Annotated in this window: 30 protein-coding genes; 15 read left to right on the forward strand and 15 right to left on the reverse strand. The window is 66.5% G+C overall.

Going from position 1 to position 26,129, the window contains the following annotated elements; genetic code table 11:
• Window positions 1-32: 32 nt before the first annotated feature.
• Both K2X73_RS11480 and K2X73_RS11485 read left to right on the forward strand, forming a co-directional pair.
• Window positions 33-875, forward strand: coding sequence for a hypothetical protein (locus tag K2X73_RS11480; protein WP_294110994.1), 843 nt, complete (start codon window positions 33-35; stop codon window positions 873-875).
• Window positions 872-1,615, forward strand: a complete 744-nt coding sequence (locus K2X73_RS11485; RefSeq protein WP_294110995.1) for a hypothetical protein — start codon at window positions 872-874, stop codon at window positions 1,613-1,615. Before K2X73_RS11480 ends, K2X73_RS11485 begins: the two co-directional genes overlap by 4 nt.
• Here K2X73_RS11485 and K2X73_RS11490 read toward each other — a convergent pair.
• The 3 genes from K2X73_RS11490 to K2X73_RS11500 all read right to left on the reverse strand — a co-directional run bounded on the left by K2X73_RS11490 (window position 1,607) and on the right by K2X73_RS11500 (window position 3,677).
• Window positions 1,607-2,128: a GNAT family N-acetyltransferase gene (locus K2X73_RS11490; RefSeq protein WP_294111186.1), complete on the reverse strand. Its 522-nt coding sequence runs from the start codon at window positions 2,126-2,128 to the stop codon at window positions 1,607-1,609. The two genes, K2X73_RS11485 and K2X73_RS11490, sit on opposite strands and share 9 nt — an antisense overlap.
• 58 nt (window positions 2,129-2,186) lie before the next feature.
• Window positions 2,187-3,026, reverse strand: a complete 840-nt coding sequence (gene hemF / locus K2X73_RS11495; protein WP_294110996.1) for an oxygen-dependent coproporphyrinogen oxidase — start codon at window positions 3,024-3,026, stop codon at window positions 2,187-2,189.
• Between the two features lie 156 nt (window positions 3,027-3,182).
• Window positions 3,183-3,677, reverse strand: a complete 495-nt coding sequence (locus tag K2X73_RS11500) for a TrmH family RNA methyltransferase (protein ID WP_294110997.1) — start codon at window positions 3,675-3,677, stop codon at window positions 3,183-3,185.
• A gap of 143 nt (window positions 3,678-3,820) precedes the next feature.
• On the opposite strand from K2X73_RS11500, the gene petA reads away from it, so the two are divergent.
• The 5 genes from petA (at window position 3,821) to K2X73_RS11525 (ending at window position 7,493) form a co-directional block, all read left to right on the forward strand.
• Entirely contained in the window at window positions 3,821-4,402 is a 582-nt protein-coding gene (gene petA, locus K2X73_RS11505; protein WP_294110998.1) for a ubiquinol-cytochrome c reductase iron-sulfur subunit, read from the forward strand.
• Window positions 4,403-4,413: 11 nt separating this feature from the next.
• Window positions 4,414-5,718: a cytochrome b/b6 gene (locus K2X73_RS11510; protein ID WP_294110999.1), complete on the forward strand. Its 1,305-nt coding sequence runs from the start codon at window positions 4,414-4,416 to the stop codon at window positions 5,716-5,718.
• 10 nt (window positions 5,719-5,728) lie between these two features.
• A complete protein-coding gene (locus K2X73_RS11515) occupies window positions 5,729-6,541 on the forward strand; it encodes a cytochrome c1 (RefSeq protein ID WP_294111002.1) in 813 nt (270 codons plus the stop codon).
• Window positions 6,538-7,095 carry an adenine phosphoribosyltransferase gene (locus K2X73_RS11520; protein WP_294111005.1) on the forward strand — a complete coding sequence of 186 codons (558 nt, stop codon included), beginning with the start codon at window positions 6,538-6,540 and terminating at the stop codon, window positions 7,093-7,095. The genes K2X73_RS11515 and K2X73_RS11520 overlap by 4 nt, the downstream gene beginning before the upstream one ends.
• A gap of 77 nt (window positions 7,096-7,172) precedes the next feature.
• On the forward strand, window positions 7,173-7,493 hold the full coding sequence (locus K2X73_RS11525; RefSeq protein WP_294111008.1) for a hypothetical protein: 321 nt from the start codon (window positions 7,173-7,175) through the stop codon (window positions 7,491-7,493).
• A gap of 33 nt (window positions 7,494-7,526) precedes the next feature.
• On the opposite strand, the gene K2X73_RS11530 is transcribed toward K2X73_RS11525, so the two are convergent.
• The gene (locus K2X73_RS11530; RefSeq protein WP_294111011.1) at window positions 7,527-7,973 is read right to left on the reverse strand and encodes a MaoC family dehydratase; all 447 of its coding nucleotides are present in this window, start codon (window positions 7,971-7,973) and stop codon (window positions 7,527-7,529) included.
• A gap of 95 nt (window positions 7,974-8,068) precedes the next feature.
• Window positions 8,069-9,316 (reverse strand): ectonucleotide pyrophosphatase/phosphodiesterase, encoded by a 1,248-nt coding sequence (locus K2X73_RS11535; protein ID WP_294111013.1) that lies wholly within the window; start codon window positions 9,314-9,316, stop codon window positions 8,069-8,071.
• A 203-nt stretch (window positions 9,317-9,519) separates the two neighbouring features.
• Here K2X73_RS11535 and K2X73_RS11540 point away from each other — a divergent pair, with 203 nt between their 5' ends.
• Window positions 9,520-10,530, forward strand: a complete 1,011-nt coding sequence (locus tag K2X73_RS11540; protein WP_294111016.1) for a hypothetical protein — start codon at window positions 9,520-9,522, stop codon at window positions 10,528-10,530.
• Window positions 10,531-10,595: 65 nt separating this feature from the next.
• Here the strand turns inward: K2X73_RS11540 and ychF are convergent, their stop codons facing one another.
• Window positions 10,596-11,696, reverse strand: coding sequence for a redox-regulated ATPase YchF (ychF, locus tag K2X73_RS11545; RefSeq protein ID WP_294111019.1), 1,101 nt, complete (start codon window positions 11,694-11,696; stop codon window positions 10,596-10,598).
• Between the two features lie 121 nt (window positions 11,697-11,817).
• On the opposite strand from ychF, the gene K2X73_RS11550 reads away from it, so the two are divergent.
• On the forward strand, window positions 11,818-12,222 hold the full coding sequence (locus K2X73_RS11550) for a hypothetical protein (protein WP_294111022.1): 405 nt from the start codon (window positions 11,818-11,820) through the stop codon (window positions 12,220-12,222).
• An 11-nt stretch (window positions 12,223-12,233) separates the two neighbouring features.
• On the opposite strand, the gene K2X73_RS11555 is transcribed toward K2X73_RS11550, so the two are convergent.
• The 9 genes from K2X73_RS11555 to K2X73_RS11595 all read right to left on the reverse strand — a co-directional run bounded on the left by K2X73_RS11555 (window position 12,234) and on the right by K2X73_RS11595 (window position 17,951).
• A complete protein-coding gene (locus K2X73_RS11555; protein WP_294111024.1) occupies window positions 12,234-12,839 on the reverse strand; it encodes a TIGR02466 family protein in 606 nt (201 codons plus the stop codon).
• A 60-nt stretch (window positions 12,840-12,899) separates the two neighbouring features.
• Window positions 12,900-13,673 carry a Crp/Fnr family transcriptional regulator gene (locus tag K2X73_RS11560; RefSeq protein WP_294111027.1) on the reverse strand — a complete coding sequence of 258 codons (774 nt, stop codon included), beginning with the start codon at window positions 13,671-13,673 and terminating at the stop codon, window positions 12,900-12,902.
• A gap of 50 nt (window positions 13,674-13,723) precedes the next feature.
• Window positions 13,724-14,296: an aminoacyl-tRNA hydrolase gene (pth, locus tag K2X73_RS11565; protein ID WP_294111030.1), complete on the reverse strand. Its 573-nt coding sequence runs from the start codon at window positions 14,294-14,296 to the stop codon at window positions 13,724-13,726.
• Between the two features lie 110 nt (window positions 14,297-14,406).
• A complete protein-coding gene (locus tag K2X73_RS11570; RefSeq protein ID WP_294111033.1) occupies window positions 14,407-15,018 on the reverse strand; it encodes a 50S ribosomal protein L25/general stress protein Ctc in 612 nt (203 codons plus the stop codon).
• A gap of 107 nt (window positions 15,019-15,125) precedes the next feature.
• Window positions 15,126-15,956 carry a TraB/GumN family protein gene (locus tag K2X73_RS11575; RefSeq protein WP_294111035.1) on the reverse strand — a complete coding sequence of 277 codons (831 nt, stop codon included), beginning with the start codon at window positions 15,954-15,956 and terminating at the stop codon, window positions 15,126-15,128.
• On the reverse strand, window positions 15,956-16,882 hold the full coding sequence (locus K2X73_RS11580) for a TraB/GumN family protein (RefSeq protein WP_294111038.1): 927 nt from the start codon (window positions 16,880-16,882) through the stop codon (window positions 15,956-15,958). The genes K2X73_RS11575 and K2X73_RS11580 overlap by 1 nt, the downstream gene beginning before the upstream one ends.
• A 22-nt stretch (window positions 16,883-16,904) precedes the next feature.
• Complete coding sequence (locus K2X73_RS11585; protein ID WP_294111041.1) at window positions 16,905-17,345, reverse strand: hypothetical protein; 441 nt, start codon at window positions 17,343-17,345, stop codon at window positions 16,905-16,907.
• Entirely contained in the window at window positions 17,345-17,770 is a 426-nt protein-coding gene (locus K2X73_RS11590; RefSeq protein ID WP_294111045.1) for a hypothetical protein, read from the reverse strand. Before K2X73_RS11590 ends, K2X73_RS11585 begins: the two co-directional genes overlap by 1 nt.
• A complete protein-coding gene (locus tag K2X73_RS11595) occupies window positions 17,742-17,951 on the reverse strand; it encodes a helix-turn-helix transcriptional regulator (protein ID WP_294111048.1) in 210 nt (69 codons plus the stop codon). The genes K2X73_RS11590 and K2X73_RS11595 overlap by 29 nt, the downstream gene beginning before the upstream one ends.
• Window positions 17,952-18,266: 315 nt before the next feature.
• Between K2X73_RS11595 and K2X73_RS11600 the strand changes: the two genes are divergently transcribed.
• The 6 genes from K2X73_RS11600 (at window position 18,267) to K2X73_RS11625 (ending at window position 26,084) form a co-directional block, all read left to right on the forward strand.
• Window positions 18,267-19,103 carry a glycine--tRNA ligase subunit alpha gene (locus K2X73_RS11600; protein ID WP_365980637.1) on the forward strand — a complete coding sequence of 279 codons (837 nt, stop codon included), beginning with the start codon at window positions 18,267-18,269 and terminating at the stop codon, window positions 19,101-19,103.
• A complete protein-coding gene (locus K2X73_RS11605) occupies window positions 19,100-19,657 on the forward strand; it encodes an endonuclease domain-containing protein (RefSeq protein WP_294111188.1) in 558 nt (185 codons plus the stop codon). The genes K2X73_RS11600 and K2X73_RS11605 overlap by 4 nt, the downstream gene beginning before the upstream one ends.
• Window positions 19,654-22,113: a glycine--tRNA ligase subunit beta gene (gene glyS, locus K2X73_RS11610; protein ID WP_294111054.1), complete on the forward strand. Its 2,460-nt coding sequence runs from the start codon at window positions 19,654-19,656 to the stop codon at window positions 22,111-22,113. The genes K2X73_RS11605 and glyS overlap by 4 nt, the downstream gene beginning before the upstream one ends.
• A 148-nt stretch (window positions 22,114-22,261) precedes the next feature.
• Window positions 22,262-24,925, forward strand: coding sequence for a pyruvate, phosphate dikinase (gene ppdK, locus K2X73_RS11615; protein WP_294111057.1), 2,664 nt, complete (start codon window positions 22,262-22,264; stop codon window positions 24,923-24,925).
• A gap of 59 nt (window positions 24,926-24,984) precedes the next feature.
• A complete protein-coding gene (locus tag K2X73_RS11620) occupies window positions 24,985-25,560 on the forward strand; it encodes a DUF1214 domain-containing protein (RefSeq protein WP_294111059.1) in 576 nt (191 codons plus the stop codon).
• On the forward strand, window positions 25,557-26,084 hold the full coding sequence (locus K2X73_RS11625; protein WP_294111061.1) for a DUF1254 domain-containing protein: 528 nt from the start codon (window positions 25,557-25,559) through the stop codon (window positions 26,082-26,084). The genes K2X73_RS11620 and K2X73_RS11625 overlap by 4 nt, the downstream gene beginning before the upstream one ends.
• Window positions 26,085-26,129 lie beyond the last annotated feature (45 nt).

A 26,129-nucleotide genomic window follows, 5' to 3' on the forward strand; every position in this document is an offset into this window, starting at 1 on the left:
CTAACCCGGCGCCGATACAAAAGGGGGTAGGCGTGGCACGGGTGAGCATCAGCGCGGTTTGGGATCGGACCACCGAGTTCTTGGGCGAGCGATCGGGGGCCGTGCTGGCGATCGCCGGGCCGGCGATCGCGGGCTGCCTGTTCGCCCAGCAACTCACCCAGAAGCTGCTGGAGGAGCAGCCGGTCGCCAATTCGGTGGTGTCGATCCTGCTGCAATTGCCGCTGCTGTGGGCGCAGTTGCAGGTGATGGCGCTCGCGATCGACCCGGCGGTTACCCCTGCCGAAGCGGTGCAGCGCGCGAGCAATCGAATGCCGGCGACTTTGCTATTGTGGCTGGTGCTGCTCGCGGTGGTCGCAGCGACGATGATTCCGGTTGGCGTGCTGCTCGCCGCGAGCGGTGTGCCGATCGAGCGCGTCGCCGCGCTTGGACCTAATGCCGATCCACAGGCGGTGGCCGCGCTCATCCCGCAAGGCGCGGTGCCGTTCCTGCTGGCGACCCTGTTCTATCTCGGCATCGTCGCGGTTGCGCTGCTCGTGCTGTTCCTGCGCTGGACGCTGATTTACGTCGTCGGGTTGGTCGAGGCGCTGGCGCTGCCCGCTTTACGGCGCAGCTGGCAGCTGACGCGGCGGATGACACTGCCGCTGCTCGGCGTGTCCTTGCTCTATGGTTTGGTCACGCTGGTCGCGACGCTGGCGGCGCAGACGGTCGTGGGCACCGTGCTCGCCCTGGTCTTTGGCAAGAGCGATGGCTTCGGTATCGTGGCGATCGGCGCCGCGCTCGCGACCGCTTGTGTGGCGGCCGCGATGACGGTGGTCGCCGCAAGCTTCATCGCCAAATTCTACCTCGCCGCGCGCCGCGCCGAGGATCTGGGATGACACCTTATACCGCGGCCGCGCGCGCCGCCTGGGGAATGTGGCGGCGCGACGCCGCGCTGCTATGGCCATTGTTCGGACTCACGCAGTTGCTGCCGATCCTGATGCGCCTGCTCGCGCTGCCGCCGCTGCCGCAGCTGGGGGCCGATGCGGCGGATACGGTCGATCGGCTGCGCGCGCTCGGCGATTATGGCCGCGCCAACCTGCCGTTGATCCTCGCGATCCTGCTAATGCAGACGCTGGGGCGGGCGACCTTGTTCTGCCTGTACCGCGCGCCGCCCGGGCGCACGCTCGGCACCGCGCTGGGCGAGGCGGCGCTGCTGCTGCCGCGCTATCTGCTCGTCGCGCTGGTGGTGACGTTGGGGACGACGCTGGGGCTGTTGCTGTTCTGGTTGCCGGGGCTGTACCTTGCCGGGCGGCTGATCCTGGTCGGCCCGGTGCTGGTCGCGCGCCCCGACCGGCCGGCGCTGAGCGCGCTCGTCGAGAGCTGGCGGCTGACACGGGGGCATGGGCTGATGCTGATGGCGCTGGTCGCGCTCGCGGAACTTAGCCGCGCGCTGATCGAGCGGCCCTTCGCGTTCGGCCGAGCGCTGTTGCCCGGGCCATCCGAGGACTCGGTGCTGGACGCTTTGCTCGCGCTGGCTCAGTCGGGCGTGGTGGCGGCGATCCTGCTCGCGCTCGCGCTGTTCCAGGCCGCGCTCTATCGCGAGCTGGCGGGCGAGCGGGCGCGCGGGTCAGAGTAGCGGCAGCTGTGGCGCGCAGTCCGGTGGAAGCAACCCGGTCCGGCGCGGATCGGGGAAGGTCTCGACCGTCCGCGCAACCGCCTCGAACCCTTGCGCGAGGTAGAAACCCAGCGCGCGGGGATGATCGAGCGTGCTGGTATGGAGCCACACCAGCCGCGTTTCGCGTTCCCAGGCGCGGGCTAGGGTCTCCGCCATCAGCCAGCGGCCAATACCGCGCCCGGTGAGTTCGGGGACCAGCGCGAAATAGGCGATGTTGGTCGCGTGCGGCTCGCGGACCAGCTCGACCAGGCCGAGCTCAATCCCGGCGCGGTCGATCGCGGCATAAACCTCGCGCCCCGGCTCGGCGAGCACGGCGGCGAGCGCCTCCTCGCTCAGCGCGAGCCGTGAATACCAAAGCCAGCGCGCGCCGACCCGCTCGAACAGCGCGCGATAGCCGGCGGGCCTGGGTGCCGCCCAGCGCACCAGCCGCAGCGGACTGTCGGGCAGCGGCGCGGGGCGGGGGCGGGCGCGCATTTCGAGCCGGGTGACGACGCTCGCGATCTCGCCCGCCGGCACCGCGATCTGCAAGGCTTCAGCTCCAGGTGGCGCGCGGCGGCAGGCTCATCAGGATCGCCTCGATATTGCCGCCGGTCTTCAGGCCGAACAGCGTGCCGCGATCATAGACCAGGTTGAACTCGGCATAGCGCCCGCGCCATTCGAGCATCCGCGCCTCGTCCTCGGCGGTGAAAGCCTCGTTCATCCGCCGCCGCACGATGCGCGGGAAGGCGGCGAGGAAAGCGCGGCCGACAGCCTGGGTGAAAGCCAGGTTGGCCTCGAAATCGCCCTCCAGATGATCGTAGAAAATGCCGCCGACGCCGCGATGCACCTGGCGGTGGGGCAGATAGAAATACTCATCCGCCCAGGCCTTGAAGCGATCATAATGCGTCAGGTCGTGGGCGTCGCACGCCGCCTTCAGCTCGGCGTGGAAATCGGCGGTATCCGCTTCCACCGGCAGCGGCGGGTTGAGGTCCGCGCCGCCGCCGAACCAGCGCTTGGTGGTGACAAGGAAGCGCGTGTTCATGTGAACGGCGGGAACCTTCGGGTTCGCCATGTGTGCGACCAGGCTGATCCCGGTCGCGAAGAAGCTGGGATCGTCGGCCGCGCCATGAATCGTCTTGGCGAAAGCGCCCTCGAACTGGCCGCCCACGGTGGAGACGTTGACGCCCACCTTCTCGAACACCTTGCCCTTCATCACCCCGCGCACCCCGCCGCCGCCGGGTGCGCCGCTCGCGTCCTGGCGGTCCCAGGGGGTGTAAGTGAACGCGGCATCGGAGCCGGCCTCGCGCTCGATCGCTTCGAACTCGGCGCAGATCAGGTCGCGCAGATGCTCGAACCAGGTTCGCGCGCGCTGCTGTTGATCGTCGAGTTGCATGGTGTCCTCCCCCCGCGGTTTGTGTGCCTAGCCTAGAGGCTGCGGCCGAAGTTGGAAGCGGGTTTGGTCAGGGGATCGGTATAGGGATCATCAAACCCCATTTCCTGGCTTTGGCGGCGAAGAGCGATGGCAGCACCGCGCGCGGGTTAGCCTCGCTCAGGGTTCCGCCGGCCACCCTTCGATCTGACGCAGCGCCTCTCCCAGCGCCATCGCGGCGGCGATCGCGACGTTGAGCGAGCGTCGCCCGGGCAGCATCGGCAGCCGCACCGCCAGATCGGCGCGGGTGAGCGCCCAATCGGGCAGTCCGCTCGATTCGGCACCGAGCAGCAGCGTGTCGCCCGGTAGAAATGCCGCCGCGTCGAGCCGGGTCGGCGCGTCCGTCTCGATCGCGATGAGCCTGCCGGGCAGGCGCGCGAGGAACGCGGCCCAATCGGCATGGCGTGTCACTTGCGCCAAGTCGGCATAATCGAGCCCGGCGCGCGCCAACTTTTTGTCTGAAAAAGGAAAACCAAGCGGCTCGATCAGATCGAGTGCTACGCCAAGGCACGCGCCAAGCCGCATCAGCGTGCCGACATTGCCGGCGATGTCGGGCGCGAGCAGCGCGAGGCGGAGCGTGGCGGGGGAAGAGAGTCGGGTGGGTGACGCAACCATCAATTAGCTGTTGGCATTTGGGGCCACCCGCGTCTATCAGGCCGCGAATTACCGTGCCTATCGGTCGGCTTGGCGCACCCATGCGCGCGTGCCCGCCGCGACCCGAGGGGCACGGCGATACTCGGTCAGAACAGGGCAAGTGAATGGCAACCGTTGATCACGCGATGCAAAGCGGCCACGCCGCCGATGAACCCATGGGCGAGGAAGGCTATCGCCGCCGCGATTTCCTGAGCATCGCCGCGGTCTCCTTCGCCGGCGTCGGCGCCGCCGGTGTGGTGGTGCCGCTCGTCAGCCAGATGGCGCCCTCGGCCGACGTGCTCGCCCAGTCGAGCACCGAGGTCGATCTGAGCGCGATCGCGCCGGGCCAAGCGATCAAGTCGCAGTTCCGCAAGCAGCCCTTGTTCGTGCGCAACCTGACTCCCGAGGAAATCGCCGAGGCGGACAAGGTGCCGGTCGGCTCGCTGCGTGATCCGCAGACGCTCGCCCAGCGCACGCAGGAAGGCAAGAAGAACTGGCTGATCACGCTCGGTGTCTGCACCCATCTCGGCTGCGTGCCGCTCGGCGCGGGCGAGGGTGAGAATCGCGGCCCGTTCGGCGGCTATTTCTGCCCCTGCCACGGATCGGCTTATGACACGGCGGGCCGCATCCGCCAGGGCCCGGCACCCAAGAACCTGCAGGTGCCGCCGTACAAGTTCACGTCGCCGACCACGGTCGTGGTGGGCTGAGGAGGTCTAAGATGAGCTTCCCTTGGGCACAGCATTACGAACCCAAGCATCCGGTGATGAAGTGGGTGGACGAACGTCTGCCGCTGCCCCGGCTGGTGTTCTCCGCGGTAGGCGCCGGCTATCCGGTGCCGCGCAACCTTAACTGGTTCTGGAATTTCGGCGTCCTCGCCGGCTTGGCGTTGATGGTGCAGATCATCACCGGCGTCACGCTCGCGATGCATTATGCAGCGAATGGCGCGATCGCGTTCGACTCGGTCGAGCACATCATGCGCGACGTGAATTACGGCTGGCTGCTGCGCTACACCCACGCCAACGGCGCCTCGATGTTCCTGGCGGTGGTGTACATCCATATGGGCCGCGGGCTGTTCTATGGCTCGTACAAGGCGCCGCGCGAAATGGTGTGGCTGCTGGGCGTCGTGATCTTCCTGCTGATGATGGCGACCGCGTTCATGGGCTATGTGCTGCCCTGGGGCCAGATGAGCTTCTGGGGGGCGCAAGTGATCACCGGTTTCTTCTCGGCGATCCCGATCGTCGGTGAGCCGATCCGCATCTGGCTGCTTGGCGGCTATGCGCCGGATGACGCGGCGCTCAACCGCTTCTTCTCGCTCCATTATCTGCTGCCCTTCGTGATCGCGGGCGTGATCATCCTGCACATCTGGGCGCTGCACATGTACGGCTCGAACAACCCGACCGGCGTCGAGGTGAAAGACGAGCAGGATACGGTGCCGTTCCACCCTTATTACACCGCGAAGGACGGGTTCGGCGTCGGCGTGTTCTTCCTGATCTTCGCGACCTTCGTCTTCTTCCAGCCGAACATGCTGGGCCACCCGGATAACTATATCCCGGCCAACCCGCTTTCGACCCCGGCGCACATCGTGCCCGAATGGTATTTCCTGCCCTTCTACGCGATCCTGAAGTCGTTCACCTTCAACTTCCTGTGGATCGAGGCGAAGCTGTGGGGCGTGCTGGCGATGTTCGGCTCGATCCTGCTGCTGTTCTTCCTGCCCTGGCTCGATACCTCGCCGGTGCGCTCGGCCAAGTATCGCCCGACCTACCGCATTTTCCTGGCGATCCTGCTCGTCGACGTGCTGGTGCTGGGCTATGTTGGTGGCGCCGAGCCGATCGCGCGCAACGTGATCCTGGGGCAGATCGCCACGGCTTATTATTTCGCGCACTTCCTCATCATCCTGCCCATCGTGTCGGCGACCGAGCGTCCGCGCCCGCTGCCCAACTCGATCACCGAGGCGGTTCTGAAGGGGGAAACCGGCTCGGCGGGCGATACCGCGTTCCCTGAACGCGCTCTGCCGGCCGAATAAGGGGGAACAAATGGTTCGTTTGATTTCGTTCCTGATCGGGCTTGGCTTCATCGCCGCGGTTTCGTGCGCGCTGTTCGTCAGCCTGACCAGCCTTGGCGGTGAGAGCAAGGAAACCGCGCAGGAAGCGTTGTACAAGCATCCGCACGAGCTGGAACTCGCCAGCAACGGCCTGTTCGGCAAGTTCAACATGCAGCAGGTGCAGCGCGGTTTCCAGGTGTACCAGCAGGTCTGCTCGAACTGCCACTCGCTGACCCACGTCGCTTTTCGCGATCTGCGCAAGATCGGCTATTCGGAGGCCGAGGTTAAGAAGATCGCGAGCGACTGGCAGCTGAAGGCGCAGACGCTCGACGCCAAGACGGGCGATCGTGGTGAGCGGCCGAACACCCCGGCGGACAAGTTCCCGACCGTCTATTATCCTGGCCAGGGCAACCCGCCGGACCTTTCACTGATCACCAAGGCGCGCCATGACGGCCCGGCCTATGTCCGCTCGCTGTTGACCGGCTATCGCGACATGACCGCCGCCGAGATGAAGCGCTTCCCCGAGGCGAAGACCCCCGATGGCGCCTATTTCAACCCATACTTCCCGAACCTGAACATCGCGATGCCGCCGCCGCTCTCCGAAGGCGCGGTGACCTATGCCGATGGCACCAAGTCGACCGTCGACCAGAATGCGCAGGACGTCGCCGCTTTCCTGGTGTGGGCGGCCGAGCCCGAGCTTGCCGAGCGGCACTCGATCGGGCTGATGGTGATGGGCTTCCTGCTGGTCGCGACCGCGCTGGCTTATGGTGCCTATCGCAACATCTGGCGGGACATGAAGCATTGAGCACCACGCTCGCCACGAGCGCGGCGAATGACGATCTGAAGGCGCTGATCCGGACGATCCCCGACTTTCCCAAGCCGGGGATCATGTTCCGCGACATCACCACCCTGCTGCTCGATGCCGCCGGCCTCGCCGCTACGGTCGAGCGGCTGGTGGCGGCGGTCGATGGCCCGGTCGATCTCGTCGCCGGGATCGAGGCGCGCGGTTTCGTTTTCGCCGCCGCGATGGCGGTGAAACTCGGCGCGGGTGTGCTGCTGATCCGCAAGGATGGCAAGCTACCGGGGGCGACAATAGCCGAGGATTACGCCCTGGAATATGGTCAAGATCGGATCACGATGCATGAGGACGCGCTTGTCCCCGGCCAGCGCGTTGTGCTGATCGACGATCTGATCGCGACAGGCGGCACCGCCCGCGCGGCGGTGCGGCTGTTACGCAAGGCCGGCGCGACGGTCGAGCAAAGCTTGTTCGTGGTCGATCTGCCCGAACTAGGCGGCGCCGATCTGCTGCGCGGCGATGGCGTCGCGGTCGAAGCACTGCTCGCGTTCGAGGGCCATTAAGCTTCGCTATACCATCATCGCCCGCGAAGGAACGGCCCGGCGCCTGCCGGGTTGGCCTTGGCAGAGGAGATGATGCGATGCTGGCAAGACGTTTCGCGGCGGCGGCGACGCTCGCGCTCACCAGCCTGGCGGCGGGGTGCAGCGACGATTATTATTACGATCGTCCGGCCCGCTACGGTTATTACAATGGCGGCTATCGTCAGCCATACTGGGGCTGGTACGGCGATTATTATTACCCGGGCACCGGGGTGTACGTCTATGACCGCTATCGCGCGCCGCGCCGCTGGAACGATGGCGAGCAGCGCTATTGGCTCGATCGCCAGCGGGGGTGGCGGGGCGGCCAGTTCCGTGACGAATGGCGCGGCTTCCGGCATGTGCCGCGCGGTTATCGGCGGTAGCGTTACTAGCCGCGAGCGGCGACCCGGCTGCGCCTAGGTTGGCCGCGTCGCGATCAGCGCGATCGAGACAAAGCGCAGCACCGCCTCGCCATGCTGGTTGGTCACGGTCATCCGGCTGCGATAACTGCCCATCTCCGGGCGGCTTTGCGAGCGGCGGACTTCGACGATCTCGCTCTCGCAGCTCAGGGTGTCGCCGGGATAGACCGGCTTAAGCCAGCGCAGTTCGTCGATACCGGGCGAGCCGAGTCCAGCCTGTTCGATCTGCTTTAGATTCTCAACGATCATCGCCATCGTCATCGCGCAAGTGTGCCAGCCGCTTGCCGCAAGGCGACCGAAATGGGTGCGCGCCGCCGCTTCGTCGGATAGGTGGAATGGTTGCGGATCATAACGCTCGGCGAAGGCGACCACCTCCTCGCGGGTGACGTGATAGCTGCCGAAGCGCGCGCTCTGGCCGACCGCCAGATCCTCGAAGTAAATCATTCGTGTCCTCTCCGCTCCCGTTACGAGGATGTGGCATGGATGGGGTGCCCCGAACAAGGCCAGGGCGGCGATCTCGGAGGCCCGCGATAAGCGGGTTAGCGGGCAAGGGCCGCGCGAAAAGGCGCGTCGTCGCCATCGAGCCCGGGGTCTTGCGGCAGGCCAAGTAGATCGCGCAGCAAGGGCGCGACATCGACATTGTCAAACCCCGCGAGCTTGCCGGCCGGCTTGATCCCTGGCCCGCTCGCGATGAACAGCGCGGCCATTTCGGGCGCGGCCGGATCATAGCCATGCGCCCCACCGGACTTGATTGGCCGATCGGGCTCGGGCGGCTTGTCGAGGATCAGCCAGCCCGTCTCGGCGAGGCAGACGAAGCGGGGCACGCGGGGATTGGCGCCATAATGCAGCGCCGGCGGGATCGCTGTCTTGGGCCAGCACGTCATATGCGGCACCGACCGGGCGAGCGCCTGCCCAAGCGCCGCTTCCTGCCCGGGTTGCGGCTCGAGCCCGGCATAGGGGCCAGCGGCGACCGCGCGATAGAGCTTGGGGTCGATCCGTTCGTAGAGCTTGATCGTCCGATCAGGGCTGGTCGCCGCCATGCCGTGATCGGCGACGATCACGAGCGTCGCCGGCTGGCCCAGGGCGGCGAGCTCGGCCCGGAGCCGCCCGATCGCGGCATCGACCTCGGCCACCGCCTCGGTGGTCTTGGTACTGTCCGGTCCGAACTCATGGCCCGCGTGGTCGACCAGGTCGAAATAGAGCGTCAGGAAGCGTGGCCGTGTCTCGACCGGGCGGCGGAGCCAGTCGATGATGCCGTCTACCCGCTGACGATCGCTGATCGCACCCGCATATTGCGCCCAATCGCGCGGGCGAACGCCGCCGAAATCGACATTGCTGCCCGGCCAGAACATGGTCGCGGTGCGGATGCCGGCCTTTTCGGCGGTCACCCAAATCGGCTCGGCCTCGCCCCACCAATAGGGCTGGTCGCTCTGCATCGTGAAAACCTGGCCCGGGCGGGCGGGGTCTTCCATCCGGTTGCCGACGATGCCGTTGCGATCGGGCCGCAGCCCGGTGACGAGCGTATAATGGTTGGGGAAGGTAATGCTGGGAAAGCTCGGTCGCATCGCCGCGCTGATCCCGGCTGAGGCGAGGGCGTTGAGATTGGGCGTGACGCCGCGCTCAAGATAATCGGCGCGAAATCCGTCGATCGAGACGAGGACAACGACCGGGGCGCGGGCTTCGGCCGTCGCGGTTCTGGCAAGGCGCGGCGCACTCGCCGGCTGGGTGGCGCAGGCCTGAAGGCCAGCGGCGAGAAGGGCAGCGAGCAGGCCGGTAGGAACGCGCATCGCTATGCAAATGCCGCCTCAGCACGACAGCATTATGACATCGGTCAGCCGGTATTGACCACATCCGTAGTTAGAACTACAAACGTAATCGAAGCGAGAGAGACGGAGGGGTGTCGATGTACCGTTGCGTAGCGTTGGTTCTGTTGCCGCTAGCCCTTGGGGGGGCTGGACCCGCCGGGAAGCTTTGCCCGACGGCGACAGCGGTGCTGCCGAACCTCATTTGCGTTGAAAGCGCCAACGGGGTGGTGCTGGCGGGCAGTGCCGCGCGCGCTGAACAACTGCTCACACTAGCCGAGGCGGGCGTGGTTCGGTTCAAGGAGTATTTCGGTCGCCAGGCGCTACGCTATGCCGTGGCAGAGGGGCCCGATGCGCTCGTGCCGCCCGAAAGTGTCGCCGCGCTGCGCAAGGCCGGGTTTCCGGTCGTGCTGCCCTGGATTTCGCCAAAAGTGTATCGCCAGCAGGTGGAGCAGTCGATCCGTCGCGGGCTGACAGCCCGGATGGCCGGTCGCCCTCAAGACGAAATCGAGGCCGCTGTGCAAAAAGCTGTCGACCAGCAAACCAACCCGGAGCGGTTCGCTAGGACAGAGCTGGCAACAGTGTCGCATGAACTTGGCCATTATTGGTTCTGGCAGGGCTATTGGCCCAAATCGACGCTGAGCGAAGACAAGCATTACGGTGGGCCGAGCCCCGACTGGCTCGACGAAATGTCGGCCGTGCTGATGGAAGCGCCGTCCAGCTTCAACGACCGGGTGAAACAATTCGGGCAGCGTTACGCCACCTATCGGGCCGACCCTCAAAAAGCCGACGAGAACACCAGATTGACGGTCGATATTGTCAACTTCTTTTCCGAGGTGCACCCGGCGCATCTACAGACCAAGATGCTTTCGCAGCAGGTTGGTGGCGATCTGAAAAAGGATAGTTTCAGGGCGATGGTGTTTTCGGGCGAAGAAGCGCGCAAGATCATTGAAGGCGGCGCGCGCTTCTATCTGCAGTCGGCGGTAGCATCGCAATATCTGATTGATAGAACCGGCAACCGACAAATCTTCGGCCGTATCGCCGAGGCCTTCGCACGTGGTGAGACTATGGCGCAATGGCTCGCCAATAAGGAGCCCAAGGGCAAGCTGCCGCGTGACCTTAAGGCTTTGCAGGCGGACTGGATGGCCTGGCTCGAAACCCGCTTCCCGGCAGAGGTGGCGACCAAACCAGCGGCCTGACAGCGCGGGCGGCGGCGCTGGAGCGGGCCGATGCCACTTCCACTTCCACGTTAGTGGGGCAGTGCTTACACGTTGAAGCGGAAGAGCATCACGTCGCCGTCCTGCACCGCACAGTCCTTGCCTTCCTGGCGCAGCTTGCCCGCTTCGCGCGCGCCGGCCTCGCCTTTCAGCGCGACATAGTCGGCGAAGGCGATCGTTTCGGCGCGGATGAAGCCGCGTTCGAAGTCGCTATGGATCGCGCCCGCCGCCTGCGGGGCCTTGGCGCCTTTCGACACCGTCCAGGCGCGCGCTTCCTTGGGACCGACGGTGAAGAAAGTGATGAGATCGAGCAGCGCATAGCCGGCGCGGATTACCCGGCCGAGGCCGGTTTCCTCCAGCCCCAGCTCGGCCAGGAACTCGCCACGCTCCTCGGCCGGCATAGTCGCGATCTCGGCCTCGATCGCGGCGGAGACGATCACCGCCTGCGCGCCCTCGGCTGCCGCCTTGGCGAACACCTTCGCGCTATGGGCATTGCCCTCGGCGGCACTCGCTTCCTCGACATTGCAGACATAGAGCACCGGCTTGGCGGTAAGCAGTTGCGCCTGGGCGAGCGCCCGGCGCTCATCCTCGTCCTTGGGCGCGGTGAGCCGCGCGGGGCGGCCGTCGCGCAGCAGCTCCAGTGCCTGGCCAAGCACGCTCGCCGCCGCCTTCGCCTCCTTGTCGCCTTGCGCCGCCTTCTTCGTGAGGTTGGGGACGCGCTTCTCCAGGCTTTCCAGATCGGCGAGCATCAGCTCGGTCTCCACCGTTTCGGCATCGGCGATTGGATCGACCTTGCCTTCCACATGGGTCACATCGCCGTCCTCGAAGCAGCGCAGCACATGCACCACCGCGTCGACCTCGCGGATATTGCCGAGGAACTGGTTGCCGAGCCCTTCGCCCTTGGACGCCCCGCGCACCAGCCCGGCGATGTCGACAAAGCCCAATTGCGTCTCGATCACCTTCGCCGAATGGGCGATCGCGGCAAGTTGTTGCAGCCGGGGGTCGGGCACCGCGACATTGCCGACATTGGGCTCGATCGTGCAGAAAGGATAGTTCGCCGCCTGCGCCGCCGCCGTTTCAGTCAGCGCGTTGAACAGCGTCGACTTGCCGACATTGGGCAGACCGACAATCCCGCAGCGAAAACCCATTTTGCGTCCTGAAAGCTGGAAAGAGGAAGGCGGTGCCTTAAGCAGCCTTGCCGCCGCCGTCCAGCTTGCCGGGCGCTCGCGGGCGTGGCAGCATCATCGAAACGAGCAGGGGAGAGAGACGATGCGCACGATTGTGGCCGCCGGCTTGCTGGCGCTGGGCGTGGTGGGGATGCAGGCGCCGCTGGACGCCCAGAGCGGGGCAGCCGGGGATTTGCAATGCACCGGCAAGCGCGTCGCGATCCGCTATAGCGAGATCAAATCCGGCCAGCTCGAAACCTTCAGGAAGGCGGTCGCGGCCCACAATGCCTGGTACGCCGCCGGCAAGAATGGCACCCGCACCACTTTGATCCGGGTGATCAAGCGCAGCGGCGACAAGACGGTTTACGATGACGGCGCGGCGATGACGATGACGGTGTACGACACCAAGCCGCAACCGCCGCGCGATGCAGCTTATGCTGCCTTTGTGAAGCTCTACACCGACAGTTCGGATTTGAAGGAAGAGCATCGTGGCTGCATGGGTGGCTGACCGATGCCGCGCTACCAGCGATAGTTGAAGCTCACGCTCACCCGGTCCTCCCTGGCGTTGCTGGGGAGGACTTCGTGGCGTAGCCAGCTCTCCCAGAGCAGCACGGTGCCGGGTTCGGGCGTGACGGTGACGAACGGTCGCGCGCCTTCTTCGGCGTCCTCACGGCGCGGCGGAGCGGCCATGTAGAGCGGCAGGCGCGGATCCTCGAACCGGATCGCGCCCGCGCCCGGCGGGATCGCGACATACAGTGTACCTGAAATGATGCTGTGCGGGTGGAGATGCCCCGAATGGGCGCCACCCGGGCGCAGCACATTCACCCAAAGGCTGTCGAGCTTGGGCTTGCGCCCCGCGAGATCGAAGGCGCACGCCTCGGCGAAGCCCGCCACGGGCTTCGCCAGTCGCTTGACCAGATCGGCGAAGACGGGGTCGCGCCGCGGCAGATCATTGAGCGACGCATAGCTGGTATAGCCGCGATAGCCGTTGGCCTTACTCCACGTGCGCCCGGCGCGGTCCTCGACCGCGAGCAGCTGGCAGCTGTGCGCAAGCTCGGCGAGGAAGGCGGTGTCCTCGATCCGCGACTGGTGGAGCAGGGTGGGGAACAGCGCGCGTATCGTCATGCCGCAGGGCATAGCATGGGCGCGTCTTGCCGCCAGCATGGCCTTGCTCGGCTCCGTCGATCAGGGCTTGTCGCCGAGGTGCAGATAGTTTGGGTTGAAATCGCCCGCGCGCTGCAGCGCGGGCCAATCGGCCACCACGACCGCCCGCTTCGATCGGCGGATCAGCCCCTCGCTCTCCAGCCCGCGCAAGGTGCGATTGATGTGAACCGAGGTGAGGCCGAGCGCGTCGCCCAATTGTTCCTGCGTCATCGGCAGCTCGAACGTGTCGACCGCGCCAAGCCCCGCCGCCTGGCGCCGTGTCGCTAGCTCGCACAGGAGATGCGCGGTGCGGGCGCGCGCGTCGCGCCGGCCAACATTGGCGATCCACTCGCGAAACGTGGCTGCCTCGACCAATGATTCGAGCCACAGCGCCTTGCCGATTTCGGGAAATTGATAGGCCAGCCGTATCAATGCATCGGCCGGAAACTGCGCTACCGTGGCAAGCGTGAGGGCGTGGATCGAATGATCGGCGCGATCGAGCAGGATGTGCTGCAGGTCGACAAAGTCGCCAGACAAATGGATCGCGACGATCTGGCGGCCGCCATCGCCGACCAGCTTGTACCGGGTGACGAAGCCGGTGAGCACGAAGGTGCAATAACGCACCCTGTCGCCTTCGCGAACAATCACTTGGCCCGGCTGATAATCCCGCAATACGAACGGCAGATCGAGCAGCGTGTCGGTCGCCTCGGGCGGTAGCGCGAAGCGGCTTGCAAGGCGTTTGACCAGCAGAGTCAGCGGCACCTCGGCGCGGCTGGGTCCAGGAGCAAGCTCGATATCGGCCAAAGTGCGTCTCATCGTTCCCTTGCGGAAACGAGGGGGCGCGGGCTCGGTTCCCTGGCGGACGATCAGTCTTGCTGGAGCCGGCGCGCGATCTCGCTCATGAAGCGAACATCGTCGCCCTGTGCGAGCCATTCCGCTTCCGCTGCAATGGCGCCGAGCATGTCGGTCAGCGGATCGAGTTCGACGCGCGCGAAATTGCCGAGGACATGGCCGGTCACCTTGTCCTTGTGCCCGGGGTGGCCGATGCCAATCCGCACTCGGCGAAAAGCCTCGCCGATATGCGCGACCGTCGAGCGGAGGCCGTTATGCCCGGCGGTTCCGCCGCCGCGCTTCACTTTTACCCGGAACGGCGCGAGATCGAGCTCGTCATAGAACAGCGTCACGTCTTCGGGCGCGAGCTTGTAGAAGCGCATCGCCTCGCCAATCGACTGGCCGCTATCGTTCATGAACGTGGCGGGCTTCAGCAGCAGCAGCTTGGTGCCGCCGATCCGGCCCTCGCTTGTCCAGCCCAGGAAGCGCTTCTTGGGTGCATCGAAGCCATGTACCTCAGCGATGGCGTCCACCGCCATGAAGCCGGCGTTGTGGCGATGCATCGCATATTGCGGCCCGGGATTGCCGAGCCCCACCCAGAGCTGCATGGCATCTTCCTATTGGTTGGGGCGGATACGGCAAGGGGCATGGCGCCGGATCGGTCGCCATGCCCCCTGTATCGCGGTGGAGCCATGCGGGGGCTTCGCCCCCGGGCGGCTCAACCCTGTGCTTCGGCCTCGGCCGCGCCTTCGCTCGACTTGAGCGCCGAGGGAGCGGCGATCGTCGCGATGGTGAAGTCACGGTCCTCGATCGCCGACTTGGCGCCCGCGGGCAGCGTCACCGCCGAGATATGGATCGATTCGCCCACGTCGAAGCCCTTCACCGACACCTCGACATCATCGGGGATGTTGGCGGCATCAACGATCAGTTCGAGCTCGTGGCGAACGATGTTGAGCACGCCGCCGCGCTTCAGCCCGGGCGACAGCGCTTCGTCGACGAAACGCACCGGCACCTGCACGGTCACGGTCGCGTGCTCGGCGATGCGCAGGAAATCGGCGTGGATCGGACGATCGGTGACGGGGTGGAAAGCGACATCCTTGGGCAGGGTGCGCACCTGCTCGCCGCCGACATCGATCATCACCACCGAATTCATGAAATGCCCGGTCATCAGCAGCCGGTACAGTTCCTTTTCCTCGACGTGAATCGCCGCAGGGTCTTGCTTTGCGCCGTAGATCACGGCGGGGACACGGCCTTCACGACGAAGCGAACGGGAGGCTCCCTTGCCAACCCCTTCACGCGTCTCGGCCGCGAGCGTCAGAATTTCGCTCATGGCGGTCTCCGAAATGCTGGTTACGTAAGCCCGGCCGAGCCTCCAGGGATGACCCCGGCCGGAAGCCGGCGCGCATAGTCGATCGGCGCGCCGGCGTCAAATGACGGCTATCCGCCGACCCGCTCGATCCTGAACCCCGCCGCGCGTAATCGCGCGATCACCGAACCCGACCCCGCCAGATGCCCGGCGCCGACCGCGATCAGCAGCTTGCCCGGCTTGCGCATCCGATCCCCGATCCACGCGCTCCAACGCGCATTTCGCTGGTCGAGCAGGGTTGCCTTCAAGGTCGGCGCGCCAGCGAAAGAGCGGGCGATCAGGGCAGCGAGCCGTGCCTCGTCCCCCGCCGTCCAGGCACCCAGTAATGCGCGGTAGTCGGCACCGGCCGCCAGGCTGGCGCGGAGCAGGCGGCGCTGATCGGTTTCGCCGAGCCCATCGAACAGCGCGAACTGGCCGGCCACGGTTTCCAGCCCCAACCGGGAGCGCCCGGCGAAGCGCCGCGCCAGCACGGACTCGACGCCATGCTCGGGATCACCGCCCGCAGCGGCCGCACCGCACGCGCTCAGCACCAGCGCCGCGGCCCAGCTTTTCAGCCGATCAAGCCTGGCGCCGCCACAATCCTTCATGGCTGCCTTGAGCCGGGCCTGGTCCCCAGGGGGCACCCGTGCGGCGAGCGGTGGCAAGCCGCGCCCCTCGCTCGCCTGTGCGAAAGCGGTGCTGGCGTCGGCATCGCCAGGCAACTCGCCCACGAGCATCGCCGAGTCGGCGATCGCGCGCTTCACCGCCGGGGTCTCCCAGCGGACCCCCGGCGGCAGGAAATGCACCGTTCCCAGCAACCAGATCGTCGTGTCGGCATCACGCAGCACGTAAAGCGCGGGCCGCGCCGGCATTTCCCGTGCGCAGCCCGCGAGCAACAGCAGGGCGAGGAGCCCTGCGCGCATCAGTATTTCACGCGCGTGGGCGTGATCTTGTAGGCGGCGAGCTGGTTCTGGACGCTGTCCTTGCCCGCCAGATGCCCGGCGCCGACCGCGATGAAGACGACGCCCGGTTGCTTCATCCGCTCCGAGATCCAGCTCGCCCAGCGCTTGTTGCGCTCGGTGAGCAGGATGGCGCCGATCTCGGGCTGTTCGCGCAGGCCCTCGTTGATCGTCTCGCCCAGCGCTTCGGGGTTTCCGGCCGCCCATTGGTCGACCATCTTGCCCAGCGTCTCGCCGCTCTTGGGCAGTTCCTTGAGCGTGATTTCGAGGAACTTGATCTGCTGCGCCTCCGGCAGCGTGTCGAAATAGCCGAGCTGCTGGTCGATCGTCTCCAGACCCGACAGCGGCTTGTTGGCCGCCTTGGCTGCGGCCGTCAGCACCTTCTCGGCGCCGCTGCTGGGATCATAGCCCAGCTTGGCGAGCGGCAACTGGGTGAGGGTGATCGCGGCGAACCAGGGCTTGAACCGGTCCATCACCGGCACGGTGAGGCCCACCGGCGCGCCATATTCGAACACCGCCTTCTCGTAGAGCGGCTTATCCTCGGCCGGCAGCTTGGCCGAAAGCGGCGTGCCGCTCTTGTCCGGCGCGCGCGCCAGCACTGCCTGCTGGACCGCCGCCTGATCGAGATCGGGCAGCTCGAGCACGACTTCCTTGCTTTCGTCGAACGCCTTCTTCACCGCTTCGTCGAACCAGCTGAGGCCGGGCTTCAGCACATGGACGGTGCCGAACAGGTAGATGGTGGTGTCGGCGTCCTTGATTACCCAGAGCGCCGGATCGGCGTCCTTCGTGGCGGGGGCCGGGGCAGGGGCCGGTTGCCCGGTCTGCGCGTGGAGCGGGCCGGCGAACAGCAGCGCGAGCGTGGCCGCGCCGGTCATGACGTGTTTAAGCATCGGTACTCCCTTTCTGAAATATTCAACCACGGATTTTGAAGGCGATGCCGAGCACGGCCATGGCGAGATAGGCGATCAGGAACACACCCAAGGCGCTGGGCTGCGGCACCAGCCCGCCCGCGGCGAGCGCCTGCCAGGCGGGATAGCCACCGACGACGGCGAGGCACGCGCCGCTCATCGCCTTGAGATTGTTTTGAACCTTCACCTCGTCGATCAGGCGAAAGCTGTAGACGGGGATGCCGATTAGCGCGGCGAGGAAGCCGATCGCGAGCAGCACCGCGACCACCGGCGGCAAACGCAGCGCGGCGATGTCATGCAGGCCCGCGCGCTCGCTCAGCTCGAAAGCGCTCATGGCGCCACCGAGAACCGCACCGACGACGACGCAGCCGCCCAGGAAATAATACATCCGCCGCCGGTTGCGCCTTGCGATCCGCTCACCGGGGCCGAGTTGCTGCGCGGCCATCACTTGCTGTTCCTCCAGATCCAGGCGGCGGTGGCGGCGCCGGCGAGCAGGGCGATCGCCCACACCGTATCGGGCGTCACTTTCACCCCCAGACGGGTGAGCGCGGGGGCGATCGGCAGGCCGGCGAACAGCACCAGCCCCATCACCGCCAGCACCCGCGTGCCCTTGGCCCGCGCGAACTCATCGGCCTGGCGCCAGCACAGCGCGCCGCCCACCAGGCTGATCACGATCAGCGCGATCGCCGCGACCGACCGTGCCGTGCCCGGCGCGACGCCGAGCTGTGGCAGCAGCAGCGTGCCAGCGCCCGTCGCCAGCAGCGCCAACCCGATCATCCCCAGGTTGATCCGCAGCGTGCGCCGGGCGTGTCGCAGCTCAAGCTGCTCACCCGGTCCCAATTCACGCCCGGCCATCATGGTCCCCATCATCGAAAATCTCCTCGATCCGCAGCTCGAACAGCCGGGCGATCTTGAACGCGAGCGGCAGCGAGGGATCGTGCTTGCCGGTTTCGATCGCGTTCACCGCCTGGCGCGACACACCCAGCCGGCCGCCAAGCTCCGCCTGGCTCCAATCGCGTTCGGCGCGCAGCACTTTCAGCCGGTTCTTCACGGCTAGTGATTCAAGATCATCCACAGCGACACCGCCATGGTGAACAGCCCCGACATCAGCGCGATCAGATCGTCGCGCTCGCGTGCCCGGTGTGAACACATGCCTTGCTCCTTGGTCATCTCTTGCTGACATCATGTCAGTGAAACCTGACTACTTGCGATTCGCGGCAATGTCAACACTACCTTACTATCTGCCATGCGATGCTGACACCATCGGCGCGGGCATTGACCCGCCTGTTCCCGCGCGCCAAAGGGGCGCCACCGTTCGCGCATGGGGAAATTATCGTTGGCTACGCCGCCGCTCAGCTTTCAGCGGATGATCCTGACGCTCCACAATTATTGGAGCGCGCGCGGCTGCCTGATCCTGCAACCATATGACATGGAAATGGGCGCCGGCACCTTCCACACCGCGACCACGCTGCGCGCCTTGGGGCCGGAGCCGTGGAACGCGGCTTTCGTCCAGCCCTGTCGCCGGCCGACCGATGGCCGCTATGGTGAGAACCCCAATCGCCTGCAGCATTATTATCAATATCAGGTGATCCTGAAGCCCTCGCCGCCTGATCTGCAGGAACTCTATCTCGGCTCGCTGGCGGCGATCGGCATCGATTTCAGCCGGCACGATATCCGCTTCGTTGAGGATGACTGGGAAAGCCCGACGCTCGGCGCCTGGGGCCTGGGCTGGGAAGTATGGTGCGACGGGATGGAGGTGACCCAGTTCACCTATTTCCAGCAAATGGGCGGGTTCGATTGCAAGCCGGTGGCGGGCGAGCTGACCTACGGCCTCGAGCGGCTGGCGACCTACATCCAGAACAAGGATTCGGTTTACGATCTGGCGTTCAACGACGCGGGCGTGACCTATGGCGACGTTTTCCTGGAAAACGAACGCCAGATGAGCGCCTGGAATTTCGAGGTCGCCGACACCGACAGCCTGACCGACGCCTTCCGCAAGCACGCCGCCGAATGCGAGCGCTCGCTGGAAGCGGGGTTGCCGATCCCGGCCTATGAGCAGGCGATCAAGGCGAGCCATGTGTTCAACCTGCTCCAGGCGCGCGGGGTGATCTCGGTCGCCGAGCGCCAGGCCTATATCGGCCGCGTGCGCGATCTGGCGAAGGCGGCGTGCGCGGGCTGGATGGAGAAGAACGGGTGGCAATGACGGCCCCGCAAAATCCTCCCCGTTCACGGGGAGGGGAACCATCGCGCAGCGATGGTGGAGGGGGGGCTGTCACGTTGCGCCGCCCCGAGGTTTACGCCGCCCGCCGCGCCCGGCGAACGATGAGCCTGCCCGAGGCGTTGCTATGGCAACAGTTGAAGGGCGCGCCGGGCGGGGTGTCGTTCCGCAAGCAGCATCCGATCGGGGGTTATCGCGCTGATTTCTATTGCGCCAAGGCCAGGCTGGTGATCGAGGTCGATGGCATTGCGCATGACATGGGCAACCGGCCCGAACGCGACGAAGCTCGGACGGCTTTGTTGGAGGCGCGGGGGTATCGCGTGGTGCGTATTCCCGCTGCCGATATTTTGAAAGATGCCACCGCTGTCGCAGCAGCGCTTGTGGCGCTCGTGTCGCCGCCCCCTCCACCGCCTGCGGCGGTCCCCCTCCCCGTAAACGGGGAGGATTTGAGTCCTAAAAAAAATCCTCCCCGTTTACGGGGAGGTGTCGCGTCAGCGACGGAGGGGGGCCTGCTCGATAGCCCCACATCGCAACCATGACCGACTTCCTCCTCGAACTCCGCTCCGAAGAAATTCCCGCCCGCATGCAGACCCGCGCGCGCGAGGATTTGGCGAAGCTGTTCGCCGCCGAGCTCGCCAAGGCGGGGCTGCGCGCGGGTGCGGTTGAGACCTATGCCACCCCCCGCCGCCTGACGCTGATCGCGCGCGGCCTGCCCGAGGCGACCGAGGCGGTTTCCGAGGAACTGAAAGGCCCGCGCGCCTCGGCGCCGCCGCAGGCGCTGGAGGGGTTCCTGCGCAAGACCGGTCTCGCCCGCGAGCAGCTGGTCGAGCGTGACGGGGTGTTGTTCGCGGTGATCGAACGCCCGGGCCGCGCGACGGCGGATGTGCTGGCGGAGGCGATGCCGGCGATCGTCCGCGCTTTTCCCTGGCCCAAATCGATGCGCTGGGGCGCGGCCTCGCTTTCGACCGAGTCCTTGCGCTGGGTGCGGCCCTTGCAGGGGATTGTCGCGCTGTTCGGCGAGGCGGTGGTGCCGTGCGAGGTTGCCGGCATCGCCAGCGGGCGCGAGACTTATGGCCACCGCTTCATGGCGCCCGGCGCGATCAGCATCGAAAGCGCAGCGACCTATGCCGAGCAGCTCCGCGCCGCCCGGGTGATCGTTGATCAGGACGAACGCGCCGCAATCATCCGCGATCGGGCGCGGGCGCTGGCCGCCGAAGCGGGGCTCGCGCTGATCGAGGATCAGGGGCTGGTCGCCGAAAATGCCGGGCTCACCGAATGGCCGGTGCCGCTGCTCGGCCGTTTCGACGAAGCGTTCCTCAGCGTGCCCCCCGAGGTGATCCAGCTGACCGCGCGGGTGAACCAGAAATATTTTGTCTGCCGGGATGGTGAAGGGAAGCTCGCCAACGCCTTCATCTGCGTGGCGAATATCGAGGCGGTGGACGGCGGCGCGAAGATCGTCGAGGGCAACCGCAAGGTGCTCGCCGCGCGGCTGAGCGATGCGCGCTTCTTCTACGAGCAGGATTTGCGCGTGCCGCTCGACGAGCAGCGGGAGAAGCTCGATCGCATAGTCTTCCACGAAAAGCTGGGGACGGTCGCCGACAAGGCTGAGCGCGTGGCAAAGCTCGCGCGCTGGCTGTGCGAGGAAGGCATCATCAGCTCCTCCCCTGCAAGGGGAGGTGGCAGCCGCGAAGTGGCTGACGGAGCGGTATCGCCCTCTGATCAAGCGGGGATACCCCTCCACCGTCCTGCGGACGGTCCCCCTCCCCTTGCAGGGGAGGAGCTGGCGTCGCTCACCCACCGCGCCGCGCTGCTGTGCAAGGCCGATCTCGTCACCGGCATGGTCGGTGAGTTTCCCGAGCTGCAAGGCGTGATGGGCGGCTATTACGCCGCCGCCCAGGGCGAGCACCCCGCCGTCGCGGCGGCGATCCGCGATCATTACAAGCCGGTGGGCGCAGGCGATGACGTGCCGACGGAGCCGGTGGCGGTGGCGGTGTCGCTGGCGGATAAGCTGGATACGATTACAGCATTTTTCGGTATTAATGAGCGACCGACGGGTTCAAAAGATCCATTTGCGCTTCGACGCGCTGCCCTCGGTGTTATTAGAATAATTGTGGAGAATCAGCTTCGGTTGGGCCTCCGGCAAACGCTGATTCGCGCTCTGTCTGCTCATGGAATTTTTTGGTGGAACCGATTGGTCGACGGAGCCCGTCGTGTTGACACCGTCGCCCAAACAAAATTGGAACGGTTTGGTAAGCTTGCCGAACAGCATGAGATCAAAATTGATTTAACTAAGGGTCTTGGTATCGAGGCGGCACTACATGCACGACTGAGTAAAGACGAGGTGCCAGCTGCTGTTTTTGCTTTTGCGGATATGAAGCAGCTCGAAATTGTACCATTTTTCGGCGAGAGGCTGTCTGTCCAGCAACGCGAAGCCGGCGTCCGCCACGATCTGATCGACGCGGTCTTCGCCCTCGGGGGCGAGGATGATCTCGTCCGCCTGCTCGCCCGTGTTCGCGCGCTGCAGGCGTTCGTCACCACCGAAGACGGCGCCAATCTCCTCGCCGGCTATAAGCGCGCGGCGAACATCCTGAAGAAGGAAGGCGCGCCCGCCGCCGCCACGGCCACGCCGCCGCCCCAGACGGGCGAGGAAGACCCGCTGGTCGAGGTCGATGATCCCGAATTCGCGCCGATCGTTGCCGAACTGGCGCGGGGCGATCGGCACAATGCGCTCGGCTACACGCCCGAGCCCGCCGAGGAAGCGCTGATCGCCGCGCTCGATACCGCCGAGCCAGCGGCGAAAGCGGCGGTCGCGCGTGAGGATTTCGAAGGCGCGATGGCCGCGCTTTCCGCGCTGCGCGCGCCGATCGACGCTTTCTTTGACCAGGTGACGGTCAACGATCCGGAACCAGCAAAGCGCAGCGCCCGCCTCGCGCTGCTCGCGCGGGTGCGCGACGCGGTGCATCAGGTAGCGGATTTCTCGAAGATCGAGGGGTGAGGGGTTCCGCGCGTTCTACGCAACGCCGTCACCCCGGGCTTGACCCGGGGTCCCGCTTTCTTCCACCGGCGTAAGGCAGCGGGCCCCCGGCTCGGGGGCCGGGGTGACGGATAGGGTGATACTGAGCCGCAGCGGCAGGGAGTGACTTATGGGCTATGTCTATCGCTTCGGCGGCGGGGTTTCGGACGGGGGCAGGGGCGACAAGAACCTGCTCGGCGGCAAGGGCGCGAACCTTGCCGAAATGGCCTCGATCGGCCTGCCGGTGCCGCCGGGCTTCACCATCAGTACCGAAATGTGCACCCGCTATTATGAGGAAGGCGAGGCTTTCCCGGAGAGCCTGCGCGCCGAAGTCGCAGCCGGCATTGCCCATATCGAGGGGGTGACGGGGAAGAAGTTCGGCGATGCCGCCGATCCGTTGCTCGTCTCGGTGCGCTCGGGCGCGCGGGTGTCGATGCCTGGCATGATGGACACGGTGCTGAACCTTGGCCTCAATAACGAAACCGTCGCGGGGCTGGCCGCCACCAGCGGCGACGCGCGCTTTGCCTGGGACAGCTACCGCCGCTTCATCCAGATGTATTCGGATGTCGTGCTCGGGCTCGATCACGGCGCGTTCGAGGAAGCGCTGGAAATCGCCAAGGAAGACAAGGGCTATTTCCTCGACACCGAGATGAGCGCCGAGGATTGGCGCGCGCTGGTCAACGAATATCAGGCGCTGGTCGAACAGCTGTGGGGCAAGCCCTTCCCGCAGGATGTGCAGGATCAGCTGTGGGGCGCGGTGGGCGCGGTGTTCGGATCGTGGCAGTCAGACCGGGCTAAGGTCTATCGCCGGCTGAACAACATCCCCGGCGATTGGGGCACGGCGGTGAACGTGCAGGCGATGGTGTTCGGCAATATGGGCGAGACGAGCGCCACCGGCGTGGCGTTCACCCGCGATCCCTCCACCGGCGCGCACGCTTATTATGGCGAGTTCCTGATCAACGCCCAGGGCGAGGACGTGGTGGCGGGCATCCGCACGCCGCAATATCTCACCAAGGCCGCGCGCGAGGCGGCGGGGGCCAAGCCGCTCAGTATGGAAGAGGCGATGCCGGAGACCTATGCCGAGCTGGCGCAGGTGTTCGATCTGCTCGAGCGGCATTACCGCGACATGCAGGACATCGAGTTCACCGTGCAGCAGGGCAAGCTGTGGATGCTGCAGACGAGGAGCGGGAAGCGCACCGCGGCTGCGGCGCTGAAGATCGCGGTCGATATGGCGCAGGAAGGGCTCATCAGCGAGGCTGAAGCCGTGGGGCGCGTCGACCCTTCCGCTCTCGATCAGCTGCTGCACCCGACGCTCGATCCCAAGGCGCCGCGCGACGTGCTCACCAAGGGCCTGCCCGCCTCGCCGGGGGCCGCCTCGGGCGTGGTGGTGTTCGATAGCGACATGGCCGAACGCCGCGCTGAACTGGGCGAGGCGGTGATTCTGGTGCGGGTCGAGACCAGCCCCGAGGATATCCACGGCATGCACGCCGCACGCGGCATCCTGACGGCGCGCGGCGGGATGACGAGCCATGCCGCCGTCGTCGCGCGCGGCATGGGCCGGCCGTGCGTCTCGGGCGCGGGGAGTATCTCGATCGACCTGAAGGCGCGGGTGATGCGCGTTGCGGGGCGCGAGGTGAAGGAAGGCGCGGTGATCACCATCGATGGCGCCTCGGGCGAGGTGATGCTGGGCGAAGTGCCGACGGTGCAGCCCGAACTCGCGGGCGATTTCGGCACGCTGATGGCGTGGGCGGACAAGGTGCGCGCGCTAAAAGTACGCACCAATGCCGAGACGCCGGCCGATTGCCGCGTGGCGCGCGAGTTCGGCGCCGAAGGCATCGGGCTGTGCCGCACCGAGCATATGTTCTTCGATGCGGCGCGGATCACCGCGGTGCGCCAGATGATCCTCGCGGAGAATGAAGCGGGTCGGCGCGCGGCGCTCGACAAATTGCTGCCCGAACAGCGCGGCGATTTCGTCGAGATTTTCGAGGTGATGGCGGGGCTCCCTTGCACCATCCGCCTGCTCGATCCGCCGCTCCACGAATTCCTGCCGCATGGCGAGGCCGAGTTCGCCGAAGTCGCCAACGCGGCGGGCGTCGGCGTCGAGGCGCTCAAGCGTCGCGCGGCGGAACTGCACGAATTCAACCCGATGCTTGGCCATCGCGGTTGCCGGTTGGGGGTGACTTACCCCGAAATCTACGAAATGCAGGCGCGCGCGATCTTCGAGGCGGCGATCGATGTCGCGGAAAAGAGCGGCGAGGCGCCGATCCCCGAAGTGATGATCCCGCTCGTCGCCACCAAGCGCGAGCTGGAGCTGATGAAGGCGGTGGTCGACAAGGCCGCCGAAGCGGTGTTCGCCGAGCGCGGGCGGCGGGTGGAGTATCTCGTCGGCACGATGATTGAGCTGCCACGTGCCGCGATCATGGCCGGGCAGATCGCCGAGGCCGCCGAATTCTTCAGCTTCGGCACCAACGACCTGACGCAGACGACGCTCGGGGTGAGCCGTGACGATGCCAGCCGATTCCTGACGGCCTATGTCGACAAGGGCATCTACCCGACCGATCCGTTCGTCAGCCTCGATATCGAGGGCGTCGGCGCGCTGATCGAACTCGCCGCCGAGCGCGGGCGGCGGACGCGCGCGGGGCTAAAGCTCGGCATTTGCGGCGAGCATGGCGGCGATCCGGCGAGCATCGACTTCTGCGCGCGCACGGGGCTCGATTATGTCTCGGCCTCGCCCTACCGCGTGCCGATCGCCCGGCTCGCCGCGGCACAGGCGGCGCTGCGGGCGCGTGGCTGACAGGGTTGCGCTCGCCCGCGTGACGCTTTTATGACGATCCCCATCAGGGGGTTTCGACGATGCGATTCTCGGCACGGCTGTTGCTGTGCGCGGTTGCCGGCGGGCTGATCGGAACCGGCGGCGCGATTTACAGCGTGCGCAGCGGTGCGCTCGGCAACCAGCTGACACTGGGGCCATGGGCGACCGGGCGCGATTTCGGATCGAGCGAGGCGAGCCGCTATACCCGCGCGGTGGTTGCGTTGCGCGGGCTGCTCGCGCTGCCGGCGCGCGAGGCGCGCTATTACAATGCAGTGGTGGACAGCGCTGGGGCGCCGCTTGAGGGGCGCTGCCGCTATCGCCTGTCGGGCGGAGCGCTGCCTGCGGCCTGGTGGAGTGTGACGCTTTACGATCCCGCCGGCTATCTCGTCCCAAATGCGGCGGGGGTTTATTCGGTGGGCAGCGCGAGCCTGTCGCCCGACGAGCAGCGTGCCTGGCAAGTGACGATCGCGCCGCAACGGGCGCCCGGGCGGTGGCTGCCGACTGGAAACGCGCCGCGTTTCGAGCTGACGCTGCGCACCTATCTGCCCATCGACGGCGGGCAGGGCGAGGTGACCGCCGCCCAGCTGCCACGTATCGATAAAGTGGGATGCGCATGATCGCGCGCTGGCTCGCACCCCTGGCGCTCGGCCTGTTCGCGGCGCTGCTCGCCTGGCATGTGACGCTCGCGCAGATGCCCTACGCGCTGATGCGGCTCGCCACCGCGCGCGTGGCGGCGGCGGGGGGCGTCAATCGCATGACGCATGCGCCGCTCGTCACCGCCAAGTCGCGTGCGATCGTGCGGCCGAGCCCCGATCTCCTCTATTCGAGCTGCCCGTTCGATCTGGCGGGTGGGCCGGTGTTGATCGAGGTGCCAGCGATCGCCGCGCCCTATTGGTCGCTCTCGGTGTTCGACGCGCGCACCGATACCGCTTTCGTTCGCAATGTGCGTGCCGCGCCCACCGGAGTGCGGGTCGCGCTGCTCGGGACGGGGCAACAGGCGCCTGCGGGCTATGTCGCGGTGCGGCCCGAGGGTGGGCGCGGCATCGCGCTGCTGCGCGTACTGATCGATCGCACCCACGACTTCGGTATGATCGACAAAGTGCGGCGCGCGGCGCGTTGCGAGGTGGCGGCGCAGCGCTGAGCAACCCAACGGCGCCACCTTGCGCCCGAGAGCGCCCGCCGCCAT

The organism is Sphingomonas sp. (genome assembly GCF_019746665.1).
In the GTDB taxonomy this organism is placed as follows: domain Bacteria; phylum Pseudomonadota; class Alphaproteobacteria; order Sphingomonadales; family Sphingomonadaceae; genus Sphingomonas.